Source organism: Nitrospirillum guanabarense, assembly GCF_034653355.1.
GTDB lineage: Bacteria > Pseudomonadota > Alphaproteobacteria > Azospirillales > Azospirillaceae > Nitrospirillum.
The window spans coordinates 2,141,295-2,156,323 of record NZ_JAYEER010000004.1 but is presented as its reverse complement, the minus strand read 5'-3'; the positions used below and the strand labels follow the sequence as shown (position 1 = coordinate 2,156,323).

Annotated in this window: 11 protein-coding genes; 6 read left to right on the top strand and 5 right to left on the bottom strand. The window is 68.4% G+C overall.

The genetic code is table 11. The annotated features are described in order from the left end of the window. Nucleotides 1-3 precede the first annotated feature (3 nt). The 3 genes from UAA55_RS27985 to UAA55_RS27975 form a co-directional block, all read right to left on the bottom strand. Nucleotides 4-417 (bottom strand): EVE domain-containing protein, encoded by a 414-nt coding sequence (locus tag UAA55_RS27985; RefSeq protein WP_145622289.1) that lies wholly within the window; start codon nt 415-417, stop codon nt 4-6. A gap of 167 nt (nt 418-584) precedes the next feature. Continuing rightward, nucleotides 585-869 (bottom strand): YciI family protein, encoded by a 285-nt coding sequence (locus UAA55_RS27980; RefSeq protein WP_322956948.1) that lies wholly within the window; start codon nt 867-869, stop codon nt 585-587. A 22-nt stretch (nt 870-891) separates the two neighbouring features. Next, on the bottom strand, nt 892-1,884 hold the full coding sequence (locus UAA55_RS27975) for an NAD(P)H-dependent glycerol-3-phosphate dehydrogenase (RefSeq protein WP_416235229.1): 993 nt from the start codon (nt 1,882-1,884) through the stop codon (nt 892-894). Between the two features lie 179 nt (nt 1,885-2,063). Between UAA55_RS27975 and UAA55_RS27970 the strand changes: the two genes are divergently transcribed. Further along, entirely contained in the window at nt 2,064-3,446 is a 1,383-nt protein-coding gene (locus UAA55_RS27970; protein ID WP_322956944.1) for a metal-dependent hydrolase family protein, read from the top strand. A gap of 38 nt (nt 3,447-3,484) precedes the next feature. On the opposite strand, the gene UAA55_RS27965 is transcribed toward UAA55_RS27970, so the two are convergent. After that, the gene (locus UAA55_RS27965) at nt 3,485-4,246 is read right to left on the bottom strand and encodes a FadR/GntR family transcriptional regulator (protein WP_322956942.1); all 762 of its coding nucleotides are present in this window, start codon (nt 4,244-4,246) and stop codon (nt 3,485-3,487) included. Nucleotides 4,247-4,432: 186 nt separating this feature from the next. Between UAA55_RS27965 and manD the strand changes: the two genes are divergently transcribed. The 5 genes from manD to UAA55_RS27940 all read left to right on the top strand — a co-directional run bounded on the left by manD (nt 4,433) and on the right by UAA55_RS27940 (nt 13,502). Beyond that, complete coding sequence (gene manD / locus UAA55_RS27960) at nt 4,433-5,644, top strand: D-mannonate dehydratase ManD (RefSeq protein ID WP_322956940.1); 1,212 nt, start codon at nt 4,433-4,435, stop codon at nt 5,642-5,644. Between the two features lie 207 nt (nt 5,645-5,851). Continuing rightward, on the top strand, nt 5,852-8,185 hold the full coding sequence (locus tag UAA55_RS27955) for a TonB-dependent receptor (protein WP_322956939.1): 2,334 nt from the start codon (nt 5,852-5,854) through the stop codon (nt 8,183-8,185). 197 nt (nt 8,186-8,382) lie between these two features. Then, nucleotides 8,383-11,049: a glycoside hydrolase family 2 TIM barrel-domain containing protein gene (locus tag UAA55_RS27950; RefSeq protein WP_322956938.1), complete on the top strand. Its 2,667-nt coding sequence runs from the start codon at nt 8,383-8,385 to the stop codon at nt 11,047-11,049. Further along, nucleotides 11,046-12,359: an MFS transporter gene (locus UAA55_RS27945; protein WP_322956937.1), complete on the top strand. Its 1,314-nt coding sequence runs from the start codon at nt 11,046-11,048 to the stop codon at nt 12,357-12,359. The genes UAA55_RS27950 and UAA55_RS27945 overlap by 4 nt, the downstream gene beginning before the upstream one ends. A 12-nt stretch (nt 12,360-12,371) precedes the next feature. Further along, complete coding sequence (locus UAA55_RS27940; RefSeq protein WP_322956935.1) at nt 12,372-13,502, top strand: LacI family DNA-binding transcriptional regulator; 1,131 nt, start codon at nt 12,372-12,374, stop codon at nt 13,500-13,502. Here the strand turns inward: UAA55_RS27940 and UAA55_RS27935 are convergent. Continuing rightward, the gene (locus tag UAA55_RS27935; RefSeq protein ID WP_322956934.1) at nt 13,499-14,923 is read right to left on the bottom strand and encodes a class I SAM-dependent methyltransferase; all 1,425 of its coding nucleotides are present in this window, start codon (nt 14,921-14,923) and stop codon (nt 13,499-13,501) included. The genes UAA55_RS27940 and UAA55_RS27935 overlap by 4 nt on opposite strands. Nucleotides 14,924-15,029 lie beyond the last annotated feature (106 nt).

Sequence of the window (15,029 nt, the reverse complement as noted above, 5' to 3'; positions counted from 1 at the left end):
GCCTCAGGCATCGACGCCCATGCGCTGGCAGGCGCCTTTCCACTCCGCGTCCGTGATGGGGCAGACGGACAGGCGGGACTGGCGCACCAGCGCCATGCTGGACAGCTCGGGATCGGCCTTGATGTCCTTCAGCGTCAGGGGCGTCTTCACCGGCATCACCGGCTTCAGATCCACCATGACGAAGCGGCCGCTTTCATCCGACGGGTCGGGATAGGCCTCGCGCACCACCTCGGCGATGCCCACGATCTCCAACCCCTCGTTGGAGTGATAGAAGAAGGCGCGGTCGCCCACCTTCATGGCCTTCAGGTTGTTGGCGGCCTGGTAGTTGCGCACGCCGTCCCAATGGGTGCGGCCGTCCGCCACGAACTTGTCCCACGCGTACTTGAACGGTTCCGACTTCACCAGCCAGTAGGGCATCTCTTGTTCCTTGTTCCCTCAGGCGCCGGGCGCGGCCATCCGGCCGCTTGGCTTATCCTCGATTTCCAGTCCGCCTGCGGTTCCCCGTAAATCTCCGGCGGCCCTCTTTTATGTAAACAGGGGCGCAGCCTGGGGAAAAACTGGGATGGCGGTGGCGGTGCTGCCGATCAGGTCTTCGGATAAACGACGCGGAAGGGCTGGATCGTTACGGATTCGAAAACACCGGCCTGGGCATAAGGGTCGGCGGCGGCGAAGGCCTGGGCGGCGGCTTCGTGGGGGAAATCCACGACCAACAGGCTGCCCACGGGGTTCCTGCCCTCGGCGTCCAGCAGGGGGCCGGCCACGACGATATGGGCCACCTGGGTGTCCAGGTACTCCAGGTGCTTCGGGCGGGTGGCCAGGCGCAGGTCCAGGTTGCCGGGCTTGTCGGTGCAGGTGATGGCGAAGTGCATGGGAACGGCTCTCCGGTAAGGCTTACGCGCCCTCGGGCTTGAGGGGGCGGGACAGCAGGGATTGGATGGTGGCGTTGACGTCGGCGCCATGGTTCAGGATGGCGTCCACCGCCTGGCAGATGGGCATGTCGACGCCCCGGCGGGCCGCCAGGCGCACCACCGCTTCCGCCGTGTAGACGCCCTCCGCCACCGAATTGCGGCCGGCCAGGATGGCGGCCAGGGGCTGCCCCTGACCCAGGGCATGGCCCAGGGACATGTTGCGCGACTGCAGGCTGCCGCAGGTCAGCGTCAGGTCGCCCAGGCCGGACAGGCCCATGAAGGTTTCCGGCTTGGCGCCCAGCGACTGGCCCAGGCGGGCGATCTCCGCCAAGCCGCGGGTGATCAGGGCGGCGCGGGCGTTGTCGCCCAGGGCGCGGCCGGCGACGATGCCGCAGGCGATGGCCAGCACGTTCTTGACCGCCCCGCCGATCTCCGCCCCCACCAGGTCGTCGCTGGCATAGGGGCGGAAAGTCAGGCTGCCCAGGGCCTGGGCCAGGCGCTGGCTGACATCGGCGTCGCGGCAGGCCAGGGTCACGGCGGTGGGCAGGCCCCGCGCCACCTCGGCGGCGAAGGTGGGGCCGGACAGCACGGCCAGGGGCGTGTCCGCCAGCTCACCCGCCGCCACTTCCGTCATCAGGCTGCCGGTGGCGATCTCGATGCCCTTGGCGCACAGCACCACCGGCGTGCCGGCGGCCAGCAGGGGTTTCAGCCGGGATGTCGTGGCGCGGATGTGCTGCGCCGGTGTCACCAGCAGCACCGCGTCGGCCCGGGCGGCCTCCGCCAGATCGCCGGTGGCGCGGATGGCGGGGTCCAGCGCCACCCCGGCCAGGAAAGGGGTGTTCTCGTGGGCGCCGTTGACAGCGGCCACCACCTCGGGCTCGCGCGCCCACAACACCACGTCGCGCCCGGCCCGGCGGGCGGCCATGGCCAGCGCCGTGCCCCAGGCGCCCGCCCCGATGACACCGATCCGCTGCATTTCCATCCCCTCCGGACCCTATAAGCGATTGCTGGCCTTGGCTTACCCCGGATGGACCGGCTTCCGCAATGGGCCGGTGGCGGCGGTGCCGAGGCGATGATACCGTGGCGCCCAGCCGACCGGTCGGCGAACCGGCGGATGAAACAGGGTCTTGGCTTCTAAATTAAGGGGATGCCGAAATGGCTGTTGGTACGATGACGACGGCGGGCCGCACCCGTCGCGCCGCCTATTCCTTTGCCCTGCTGGCCGGTTGCGCGCTGGCTCCGCTGGGCGCGCACGCCCAGGACGCCGCCCCGGCGGCCAAGCCGGTGGTGCTGCACTGCCCGGCGCTGCTGGATTCCGTGGCCGGCAAGATGCTGGGCCAGACCAGCGTGGTCATCCAAGGCGACCGGGTGGTGGAGGTGGTGCCCGGCACCGTCACCCGCCCCGATGCCGAGGTGGTGGACTTGGCGGGGGAAACCTGCCTGCCCGGCCTGATCGACGCGCATGTCCACCTCAGCAACGAATTCACGCCCACCGTCTACAGCGACATGCTGCACTTCAACCTGGCCGACTGGGTGGTGCGCAGCACGGTGTGGGCCAAGCGCACCTTGCTGGGCGGCTTCACCACCGTGCGCAACCTGGGCGACAGCCATTATGAGACGGTGGCCCTGCGCGATCAGATCAACAAGGGCTGGGTGCCCGGCCCGCGTATCCTGACCGCCGGTCCCGCCATCGGGTCCACCGGCGGCCATGCCGACGACGGCGACGGCCTGCGCATGGACCTGCAGCCCGACGTCGGCGCGCACGACAGCATCATCAACGGCACGGCCGACGCCTGGAAGGCGGTGCGCGAGCACTACAAGCAGAACGTCGACACCATCAAGATCATGACCACGGGCGGTGTGCTGGACCTGTCGGGCAGCGTCGACAACAGCCAGCTGACGGAGGAGGAGACCAAGGCCCTGGTCGCCGCGGCGCATGAATACGGCTACATCGTCGGCGTCCACGCCCATGGGGCGGAAGGCATCCGCCGCGCCGTCGTCGCCGGCGCCGACAGCATCGAGCATGGCACCTTCATGGACGCCCAGGACATGAAGCTGATGAAGGAGCACGGCACCTACTACGTGCCCACCATCTACACCGGCACCTATGTGACCGAGAAGGCCAAGGGCAACCCCCACGCCTATCCGCCGGCGGTGCAGGCCAAGGCCCTGCTGGTGGGTCCGCAGTTGATGAAGACGGTGGGCGACGCCTACAAGGCCGGGGTGAAGTTCGCCTACGGTACCGACGCCGGCGTGTACCCGCACGGCGACAACTGGAAGGACTTCCCCCTGCTGGTCCAGGTGGGCATGCCCGCGATGTATGCCCTGCAGATGGCCACCATCAACGCCGCCACCCTGCTGAAGAAGGACAAGGACATCGGCAGCGTCGCGGCCGGCAAGTACGCCGACATCGTCGCCGTCCCCGGCGATCCGACCAGGGACATCACTCTCATGGGCAAGGTCGACTTCGTGATGAAGGGCGGCGTCGTCTTCAAGAAGGGCGGCGCCGAGCAGGTGTTCACCAGCGCGGCGCATTGAGGTGGATGGCCGCCAGGCATCGTGGCTTGGCGGCCCCCTTAAAGCCCCCCGCGCCGGCGCAATTCGTTGCGCTTGGCCGCCACCTCGGCGCGGGCGCGCTGCACCGCTTCCATCTCTGTCGCCTCCAGCAGGCCTTCGATGACGCGGCCCAAATGGTCGCGCATGGCGGCGCGAGCGGCCTGGGGGTCGCGGGCGGCCAGGCTTTGCAGGATGCGCTGGTGCTCCTCCACCCGGGGCTGGTCGCCCACGGTGCGCGCGCGTTCCAGCATGGCCATGCACAGGGGCGACTTGTAGCGCATGTCCCACAGCTGCTCGACCACGCCGACCAGGGCGGTGTTGCGGCTGGCCCGCGCGATGGTCAGGTGGAAGCGGCGGTCGGCCTGCTCTCCCACGGCGTTGCGCTCATTCTCCTCGCCGATCTCACGCAACAAGGCGGCCAGATCCGCCAGCTCCTCGTCCGTGATGGTGGTGGCGGCCAGGGCGGCGACCTCCCCCTCCACCAGCCGGCGGGCCTCCGTCAGCTCAAAGGCGCCGATGTCCAGTTCCGCCGCCGCCTCGCTGGCCGGCAACTGCTCCGTCACGTAGATGCCGGAGCCGTGGCGCGCCTCCACCAGGCCCAGAATCTCCAGCGTGATCATGGCCTCGCGCACCGTGGGACGGCTGACGTCGAATGTTTCCGCCAGATCGCGTTCAGAGGGCAGGCGCTGGCCGGCGGCGTAGACGCCCCGCCGGATGTCGGCGGCGATGGCGTCGGCCACCTGGCGGTACAGGCGCTGGCCGTTGGCGGGAATGGGCAGCATGCGAGTGCTCTGACCAGATGGAGGGAGACCGGTACCAGGATAAGGCAGGCGCCATCCTGTCCGCCAGCCCAATATCGACGTCTTGACAGCTCTCCCGGCCTATGGAAGACATAATTGGTAAGACCAATTTGGGCGCCCCGCCAGACCGCGCTTCCGGCGCCCTTCCCACTGGTGAAGGTTGGACCGATGTTGAAGATCAAGGACGCCCGGGTGGTGGTCACCTGCTCCGGCCGCAATTTCGTGACATTGCGCATCGAGACGGCGGACGGCCTGTACGGCCTGGGCGATGCCACCTTGAATGGCCGCGAGCTGGCGGTGGTCAGCTATCTGACCGACCACGTCATCCCCTGCCTGATCGGCCGGGACGCCCATCAGATCGAGGACATCTGGCAATACCTGTACCGGGGCGCCTACTGGCGTCGCGGCCCCGTCACCATGTCGGCCATCGCCGCCGTGGACATGGCCCTCTGGGACATCAAGGCCAAGGCGGCCAACATGCCCTTGTACCAGCTGCTGGGCGGCGCCTGCCGCACCGGCGTCATGGTCTACGGCCACGCCAACGGCCAGACCGTGGAAGAGACGGTGGATGAGGCGCTGAAGTACCGGGCCTTGGGCTACAAGGCCATCCGCCTGCAGTCCGGCGTGCCGGGGCTGCCCTCCACCTACGGCGTCTCCGGCGACAAGATGTTCTATGAGCCGGCGGACGGGGCCCTGCCGACGGAGAACGTCTGGTCCACGGCCAAGTACATGCGTGCCGTGCCCAAGTTGTTCGAGGCGGCGCGCCTGGCGCTGGGCGAGGATGTCCACCTGCTGCACGACGTGCACCACCGCCTGACCCCCATCGAGGCCGGGCACCTGGGCAAGAGCCTGGAGCCCTACCGCCCCTTCTGGCTGGAGGACGCGACGCCGGCGGAGAATCAGGAGGCTTTCCGCCTGATCCGCCAGCACACCACCACCCCCCTGGCGGTGGGTGAGGTGTTCAACTCCATCTGGGACTGTAAGGACCTGATCCAGAACCAGCTGATCGACTACATCCGCGCCACGGTGGTGCATGCCGGCGGCATCACCCATCTGCGGCGCATCGCCAACCTGGCGGACCTTTACCAGGTCCGCACCGGCTGCCATGGCGCCACCGACCTGTCGCCCGTGACCATGGCGGCGGCCCTGCACTTCGATCTGTCCATCCCCAACTTCGGCATCCAGGAATACATGCGCCACACGGCGGAGACGGACGCCGTCTTCCCCCACGCCTACAGCTTCAAGGACGGCTATCTGCATCCAGGCGACGCGCCCGGTCTGGGCGTGGACCTGGACGAGGGCTTGGCCGCCAAATACCCCTACAGCCGGGCCTTCCTGCCGGTGAACCGTCTGGAAGATGGCACCATGTACAACTGGTAAGGACGGTTGATCCTCCGCATTTGCAAAGGGCGTGGCCGTGTGGCCGCGCCCTTTTCCATTATGGCTGGCCACTTTCGCTTAAGGACGTAGTATGCGGTCAGGCCAGGTTGTTCTTGAGGGCTTGACATACCCCATGTGGTATGACCAGTATCGCCTTACCAATTATAAGGGCCGCCAGACCGGCCTGACACAGGGAGGGGAAACCCCATGAAGCGTAAGATGGCCTTGCTGGCCACTGCGGCGGTGCTGGGCGTGATGAACGGGACCACGCCAGCGGGCGCGCAGATCACGTCTCAGCCGCCGGGATCCCAGGGTGCCGCGGGCGATGCCCTGGACGCCATCCAGGAAATCGTGGTGACGGCGCAGAAGCGGGCGGAAAACGTCCAGGACATTCCGGTGGCGGTCACCGTGGTCAGCGGCGACGCCCTGGCCAAGGCCGGCGTCAGCGCCTTCGCCGACGTCACCAAGCTGGCGCCGTCCATGACCGTGTCGGCGGGCGACCAGCCGGCCAACAGCGCCATCGTCATCCGCGGCATCGGCACCTTCGCCTACAGCATCGGCGTGGAACCCAGCGTGCTGGTGGTGATCGACGATGTGGCGGTGGGCATGCAGGCCCAGGCCTTCACCGACCTGGCCGACATCGACCGGATCGAGGTGCTGCGCGGGCCGCAGAGCACGCTGTTCGGCAAGTCGGCTTCCGCCGGCGTGGTCAGCGTCACCACCAAGGCGCCCACCGACACCTTCACGGCGTACGGCGACATCTCCTTCACCGATGATGACGAGCAGCGCACCAACGTCAGCATCTCCGGCCCGCTGAGCGACACGCTGGGCTTCCGCCTGACGGCGTCGCAGCACCAGTACGGCGGCAACGTCCACAACCTGGCGACCGACGACAAGCTGGACGCCGACCGGTCGTGGAGCCTGCATGGCAAGCTGCGGTGGAAGCCGACCGACCGGTTCGAGGGCGAGCTGCTGGCCCATTACAACAAGGACCAGTCCAACTGCTGCGTCGGCACGCTGGCGCGGGTGGATCCCGGCGCCCTGCTGTTCGGCATTGCCGGCGCCACCCCGTCCAAGGTGCTGCCCGGCGTGGTGCCCGGCCCCGACAACACCAGCGTCAGCCAGGACCAGGCGCCCCGGTCCGACACGCTGGATTACGGCGGGTCGCTGCACATGACGTACGATTTCGACGACATGGCGCTGATCTCCATCACCGGGTGGAACAAGTACCGCCTGAACGACCACACCGACCTGGATGGAACGGCGCAGGACACGCTGGGCCTGTTGACGCCCTTCACCGGCGTGGGCGGTCAGGTCACCCCGGCCAGCCACGGCGGCATGATCCAGGGCGGCAGCTTCGACGCCCGCACCTTCAGCCAGGAGTTCCGCCTCGCCTCCCACGACGCCACGCCTTTCGGCTATCTGGCGGGCATTTACGCGTCGGATGAGGATCTGGTGCGCGGCTTCTATCGCGGCCCCTACACCCGGGTGGGGGCGGCCAACTGGCGGGGCGAGGCGCAGTACCAGAATTACGCGGCGTTCGGCCAGACCACCTGGACCTTCCTGCCGGACTGGACGCTGATCACCGGCCTGCGCGTCAACCGGGAAGAGGGGAGCTACAGCTTCAACGACTATTACAAGCAGGCCTTCTTCCCCTTGGCCGGCGCCTCCACGGGGGATGGGGACACCGTGGCCACCGGCAAGGCCGGCCTGCAATACCAGGTGACCCCGGACATCATGGCGTTCGCGACCTACTCGCGCGGGTACAAGGGCCTGGCGTATGACCTGACCAGCAGCTTCAACGCGGTGGTGGCCAGCAACCAGCCCATCCGGCCGGAAATGTCCAACAACTATGAACTGGGCGTGAAGTCCGAGCTGTTCGATCGCCACCTGGTGCTGAACGCCACCGTCTACGACACCGAGTACACGGACTTCCAGGTGCAGTCCATCGTGCCCGGGGTGACGACCAACTTCCTGCTGACCAATGTCGGCGGGGTGCGGACCCGCGGCCTGGAGCTGGACTGGCTGGCCCGCCTGACGCCGGAATTCAGCCTCACGGGCGGCTTCGCCTACACCGATGCCCGGGTGACGGACTTCCCCTACGCCCAGTGCTACAACGGGCAGGCCTGCAGCCTGCTGCCGGCGCCCCTGAACGTGCAGAACCTGGCGGGCAAGCGCCTGCCCAACGCGCCGGAGGAGAAGTTCAACATCGGCGCCAGCTATCACCTGCCCCTGGCCGGCCTGCCCTTCTACAGCGACATCAACGTGAACTATGCCTGGCAGAGCAAGGTGAACTTCAGCCTGACGCAGGACCCGGGCACCGTGCAGGACGCCTACGGCATCGCCAATCTGTCCATCTCCTTCGTGGAGCGTGACGACAAGCGCTACAGCCTGACCCTGTTCGCCAACAACCTGTTCGACCAACACTACGCCGCCAACATGGGTAACGTCCGTGGCACCTGGGGCGTGTTCGCCTACACCCAGACCATACCCCGCGACTACAACCGCTATCTGGGGATGCGCCTGGGCTTCAATTATTAACCCGCTCTCCCTCCACCCGCCCACCCCAAGCCGCAAGGCGGGGGTCCGGGCGGGTGGCTCTTTCATTTGTCACGTGTCGGACCCCATGATATCGCGGCGGAAAAGGCCGGATGCCGGTAGTTTGGGGCCGTTCCGGCCGGGTACGGGTGGCAGCCCGGCCGGCTTTTCCAAGAAAGACGCTAAAAGGAAGGAATCCCATGCCGTCTCGCGCCGTTCGCCTGAAGCGCAAGCCCTTCGGTTCCATGCTGTCGGTGGCCGCCGTCGCCTTGGCGATGAGCGGGGCGCATGCCGCCGAACGGCGGGACCTGCCGCTCAGCGCCGGCTGGCAGTTCCACCAGGGCGACGTCACGGGCGCGGAGGCCAGTGCCTTCAACGACAAGGGCTGGGCGACCGTGTCCCTGCCGCACACCTGGAACCATATGGCGGGCACGGCGGAGCGGGCCGCCGATTACAACGCCGCGCGCGGCGCCGGCTGGTACCGCCTGCGCTTCACCCCGCCGGCCGACTACGCCGGCCGCAAGGTCTGGCTGCAGTTCGACGGCGCCAGCATCAACACCGAGGTCTGGCTGAACGGTGTGAAGCTGGGCGTGCACAAGGGCGCCTTCGGCCGTTTCCGCTTCGACGCCACCGCGGCGCTGAAGCGGGGCAAGGCCAACGTGCTGGCGGTGCGCACCGACAATTCCAGCCCGGCGGTGGCGGGGTCGCCCACGGCGGAGGTCATCCCCATGTCGGGTGATTTCTTCCTGTTCGGCGGCCTCTACCGCCAGGTGTCGCTGATCGACACCGACCTGGTGCACATCGACATGCTGGATTGGGGCGGGCCCGGCGTCTACGCCCATACCGCCGCCCTCGACGGCACGGCGTCCATCGAGGTCAACAGCCGGGTTAAGAACGACGGCGCCAAGGCCCAGGCGGTGGTGGTGAAGACCACCATCGTCGATGCCACCGGCGCCACCGTGGCCAGCGACAGCCACCCCCTGACCGTCGCCCCCGGCGCGCTGGAGGAGCCGACGCGGACCCTGAGCGTGCCGAACCCCCACCTGTGGGACGGCAAGGCCGACCCCTACCTCTACCGCGTCGTGACCCGCGTCGAGACGGCGGAGGGCACGCTGCTGGACCAGGTGACCCAGCCGCTGGGCATTCGCACCTTCCGCTTCGACCCTGACCAGGGCTTCTTCCTGAACGGCCGCCACATCTCCCTGCACGGTGTGTCCCGTCACCAGGATCGGCCGGGCAAAGGCTGGGCCATCAGCCCGGCCGACCAGGCCCAGGATATGGACATCATGCTGGATCTGGGCATCAACACCCTGCGCCTGGCCCATTACCAGCACGACCAGGCCATCTACGACCTGGCGGATCGGGATGGCGTGGTCGTGTGGGCGGAAATCCCCCTGGTGAACCGCACGGCGCCCGAAACGCCGGAGGGCGACAAGGGCATCACCACCCCCGCCTTCGCCGCCAACGCCGACAGTCAGCTGCATGAGCTGATCAAGCAGAACTACAACCACCCCAGCGTCGTCACCTGGTCCATCGGCAACGAGGTGAATCTGATGGCGGCCGTGGGGCGCGGCGTCAGCAACGCCCGGCCGCTGCTGACCCAGTTGAACAAGGCGGCGTACGATCTGGACCACACCCGCCCCACCACCATGGCCGATTGCTGCGAGCCCTGGCCCGACCAACCCAAGCCCGGCGTGGACGTGGTGGCGGAGATCACCGACCTTTTGGGCTATAACCGCTACCAGGGCTGGTATTACGACAAGCCGGAGGATCTGGGGCCTGTGCTGGACCGGCTGCACAAGCTGCATCCCCGCCTGCCGCTGTCGGTCAGCGAGTACGGCGGCGGTGGCGGCCTGACCCAGCACACCGATGAGGTGCAGACCGGCGTGGTCTACCCCAAGGGCCATTTCCACCCCGAGGAACTGGAAAGCCGCCTGCATGAGATCTGGTGGGCGCAGTTGAAGGCGCGGCCTTACCTGTGGGGCACCTTCATCTGGAACATGTTCGACTTCGCCAGCGACAGCCGGACGGAGGGCGACATGGTCGACACCAACGACAAGGGCCTGGTGTCCTATGACCGCACGATGAGAAAGGACGTGTTCTTCTTCTACAAGGCGGACTGGAGCGACCAGCCGGTGCTGCACCTGAACGGCCGCCGCTACGTCGATCGCGCCTATCCCGTGACCGACATCCAGGCCTACAGCAACGCCGCCAGCGCGCGGCTGAGCCTGAACGGTCGCGACCTGGGCACCGCACCTTGCCCCGAGCACATCTGCCGCTGGCCGGCGGTACGGCTGGACGCCGGCGACAACGTCCTGACCGCCACGGCCGAGGTCAAGGGCCGACCCGTGAGCGACAGCATCACCTGGCGCTTCGGCGGCAAGGCCGACGAGATCCGCATCCGCGCTGGCGCCTCGGCCGGCCTGACCAGCGCCGTCGGCGCCCGCTACGGTTCCGACGCCTTCGTCACCGGGGGCGAACCGCATGACCGCAACCCCGGCCCGGAGACCGGCAAGCCGGACAAGGTCGCCACGCCCGTCACCGGCACGCCCGATACCAAGCTGTATGATACCTACCGCGAGGGCGCCTTCAGCTACCGCGTGCCGGTGCCGGCGGGCCGCTACCAGGTCACGCTGCATTTCGCCGAACCGGCGCTGGCGGCGGGCGGGCGCGTGTTTGACGTGGCCGCCAACGGCCAGGTGGTGGTCAAGCATCTGGACGTGGCGGCGGAGGCGGGCGGCCCTCTGAAGGCGCTGGACCGGACCGTCACCATCGACGTCAAGGGCGGCGACGGCCTGGCCCTGGACTTCCGCCCCGTCACCGGCCAGGCCGTTGTCTCCGCCATCGATGTGGTGGCGGCGCGGTGAGCGTGGCCGTGAAGAACGAGGCGGTGGCCCCCGCCGCGAGACTCGAACCATCGCTTCCGAAACCGGGGGGCCGCTACCGCTGGCTGGTCTGCTTCCTGCTGTTCTCCGCCGTGGCGCTCAGCTACGTCGACCGGCAGGTGCTGGGGGTGCTGAAGCCCCTGCTGCAGGACCGCTACGGCTGGACGGAGGTGGGCTACGGCACCATCGTCTTCTGGTTCCAGGCGGCCTACGCCAGCGGCTATCTGGTGTTCGGCCGGCTGGTGGACCGCATCGGGGCCAGGGCCGGCTACGCGCTGGCGGTGGGCATCTGGACCATCGCCCACATGGCGCATGCGGCCGCCGGCTCGGTCGCCAGCTTCGCCATCGCCCGCATCCCCCTGGCGCTCGGCGAGTCCGGCGCCTTTCCGGCCAGCCTGGCGGCGGTCGCGGAATGGTTCCCGCAGCGGGAACGGGCGCTGGCCATCGGCCTCACCAACGCCGGGGCCAATGTCGGCGCCGTCCTGACGCCGCTGATCGTGCCGGCGGTCACCCTGGCTTGGGGCTGGCGCGCCGCCTTCCTGGTGACGAGCCTGTTCACCGTGGTGTGGCTGGTGGCCTGGCTGGCGCTGTACCGCCGCCCGCGCGAGGTGGCGCGCCTGAGTCGCGCGGAACTGGCCTATATCGAGGCCGACCCGGTGCCGGCGCCGGTGCGCCTGTCTTGGCGGCGGGTGCTGGCGACGCGCGAAACATGGGCCTATATCCTTGGCCAATTCGTTATCGATCCAATCTGGTGGACCTTCCTGTTCTGGCTGCCCGACTTCTTCGCCAAGCGCTATGGCCTGGATCTCAAGGGCTTCGGCCCACCCCTGGTGCTGATCTACATCCTGGCCGATGTGGGCAGCGTGCTGGGCGGCTGGGGGTCGTCCCGCCTGCTGGGGCGGGGCGTGGGGCTGAACCGGGCGCGCAAGATCGCCTTTTTCATCTGCGCGCTGGTGGTGGCGCCGGTGGCGCTGGCGATGGACACCGGGAACCTCTGGGGGGCGGCCGTCCTGATCGGCTTGGCCTGCGCCGGCCACCAGGGCTTCTCCGTCAACCTCTACGCCCTGCCGTCCGACCTGTTCCCCCGCTGGGCCGCCGGGTCGGTCATCGGCCTGGGCGGGGCGGCGGGCGGCATCGGCAGCATGGCCATGGCCCAGGCCGCCGGCTGGATCCTGCAGACGACCGGCAGTTACCGGCCCATCTTCCTGATGGCGGCCAGCGCCTATTTCCTGGCCCTGGCCCTGATCCATTGGATGACGCCGCGCTACACGCCGGCGCAAATCACGCGGTGAGGACATTGCACTGTGGCTGACACCGATGCCGAGAAACCGAAGGCGCGGCGGCGCAAGGCGCTGGCCGGCGACGCCCGGCTGGCGGCCCCCCCGGACGCGCTGGCCATCCCCGCCTGGACCCTGGCCCGCGCCCCCACCATCAACGACGTGGCGCGCCTGGCCAAGGTGTCGAAGAAGACGGTGTCGCGGGTCATCAACCAGTCACCCCACGTCCATGACGCCACCCGCGCGGTGGTCGACGCGGTGGTGGCCCGCATCGGCTATGTGCCCAGTCCGCAGGCGCGGGGCCTGGCCATCAACCGCTCCTTCCTGCTGGGCCTGATCTACGACAACCCCAACGCCCAATACATCGTGAACGTCCAGGGCGGCATCCTGGAGGCCTGCCACCGCGAGGGGTTCGAGCTGGTGGTCCATCCCTGCCGCCAGGTGGCGCCGGGCTTCCTGGCGGACGTGAAGACCTTCGTCCAGCGCCAGAACCTGGATGGCGTCATCCTGGTGCCGCCCTTGTCGGAGGACGCGGCCCTGATCGCCCTGCTGCGCACCATCGGCTGCCGCTACATGCGCCTGATGTCGGTGCCGCTGGATGAGCCGGCCGCCATGGTGCTGCACACCGACCGCGCCGGCGCGGCGGAGGTGGGTGCGCATCTGGCCCAGCTGGGTCATACCAAGGTCGCCCTGATCACCGGGCCGCAGCGCTACCGCTCCACCCACGAACGGCGTGAGGGCTTCCTCGGCGCCCTGGCCGAACATGGCGTGACCGTGCCCGAATCCTGGATCGTGGAGGGACTCTACACCTTCGAGACGGGGGAGAGGCGGGGCATGGAACTGCTGTCGGGCCCCGACCGCCCCACCGCCATCTTCGCCAGCAATGACGAGATGGCGGCCGGCGTCTACAAGGCGGCGTACCGCCTGGGCATCGGCATCCCGCGCGACCTGACCGTGGTCGGCTTTGACGACACGCCTCTGGCCTCCCGCATGTGCCCGGCGCTCTCCACCGTGCGCCTGCCCATCCACGACATGGGACGTCTGGCCGCCGACCGCCTGATCGGCCGCATCAACGACGGGGATGTCGGCAGAACGCAGCCCATCACCGTGACCCCGCGCCTGGTGGTGCGGGAATCCTCCGCTGCGCCGCCGGCCTAAAACTCCGCGCCCGGCAGGTCCACCGGCAGGTTGGTGGTGTCGCTCAGGGTGACGCGCAGGGCGCCGGACAGGGACGGGGCGGCCAGCGCCACCTCCGGCTGGCCCTCGGCCCGGGCGGTGGCCAGGGCCACCTGGTTGAAGCGGCGCACGCTATCGCTGGCGGGGTCCACGTGCGCCCCGTGGACGATGGGGCGGATGTATTCGGCCCCGACAAGAACCTGCAGCGCCTGGATCTGGTCCGCCGCCGCCCATTCGTTCAGGGGCGGCACGCCCACCAGGTCGTCGAAGGTCGTGGCCCCGGCTGCCAGGCGGTCCAGCAAGGGGGCGAAGATGCCCTCGTGCAGGGCCACGTCGCCGAAGGACCGGGGCACCACCAGGGGGCAGTCCGTTCGCCGCCGGGCCAGGGTGTAGCGGGTGGCGCGATGGGCGGCGATCAGGTCGTTGATGTTCAGGGGCGCCAGGTCGCAGGCATGGATGTCGCGGCGGAACTGACGGTTCAGGGCCATGTCGCGCACCCCCTCACGCAGCAGCGCGTTGGGCATGGCCGCCATCAGGGCGCGCGGCTTCTCCGGCACGGCCAGCAGGGGGACGTTGTCGGCGTGGGTGCCGGACCCGATGAAGCCCGCGCCGTGGTTGGCCATGAAGGTCGCGATCTCCTTGTGATAGAAAACGCGCCAGTACTCGTTCAGGTACTCGTGCACGACATAACCGGCATCCAGCGTCTCGATGGCTTGCAACTGCTGTTCGATGGCCGGGTTGGATTCAAAGTACAGGGCGCCCGTATCCGCCATCTGCCGCAGGAAGGCGCGCACCTTGTTCACCCGCTCCTCCACCGTGCCGGTGGTGACGGCGTAGGCATCCACCATCAGGGCGCGGATGGGCATCTTGCCGGCCCAGCCGGGTTGGCAGTTATAACTGGCGTAGACGATGCCGCCGGGCTTCAGGCGGCGGCGGATGACGGCGCCGATCTCCCGCCGCACCGTCTCGCTGACCCAGCTCATGATGCCGTGCATGACGATGAAGTCGCAGTCGGCAATGGGCCCATCCTCCTCCGTCGCCAAGTCCTGGAAACTGGCGGCGCTGAAGCTGGCGTTGGTGATGCCGGCGGCGCGGCGCAGGTTTTCGGCGCTGGTGATGTGCACGGGGTTGAAGTCCACGCCCACGAAATCGCCCTGGGGGAACAGGCTGGCGAACAGCGTGGGGCTGTAACCGTGGCCGCAGCCCAGATCCAGGTAGCGGAAGGGCCGGTCCAGGCGCGGCGCCTGGTAGCCGCACTGCAGAGCGGCGTAGGCGATCGAGGCGGGGTTCAATTCCTGGTAATAGCGGCGGAGGTAGGCGATGCCCGTCACATAGCGGTGAACGTCGTCCTGCACGGTCCCCTCGGGCGTACCGCCGCCGGGGATGGCCTTGTTGCCGCTCATCGACCCTGGTCCTTCGCACTTGTGTCGGTCCTTGGCGCAGACCTTGGCCCCAGGCGGCCCCGCTGTCGAGAGTAAAAGGGGGGCGGTGATTCAGAATGCGGTTGAA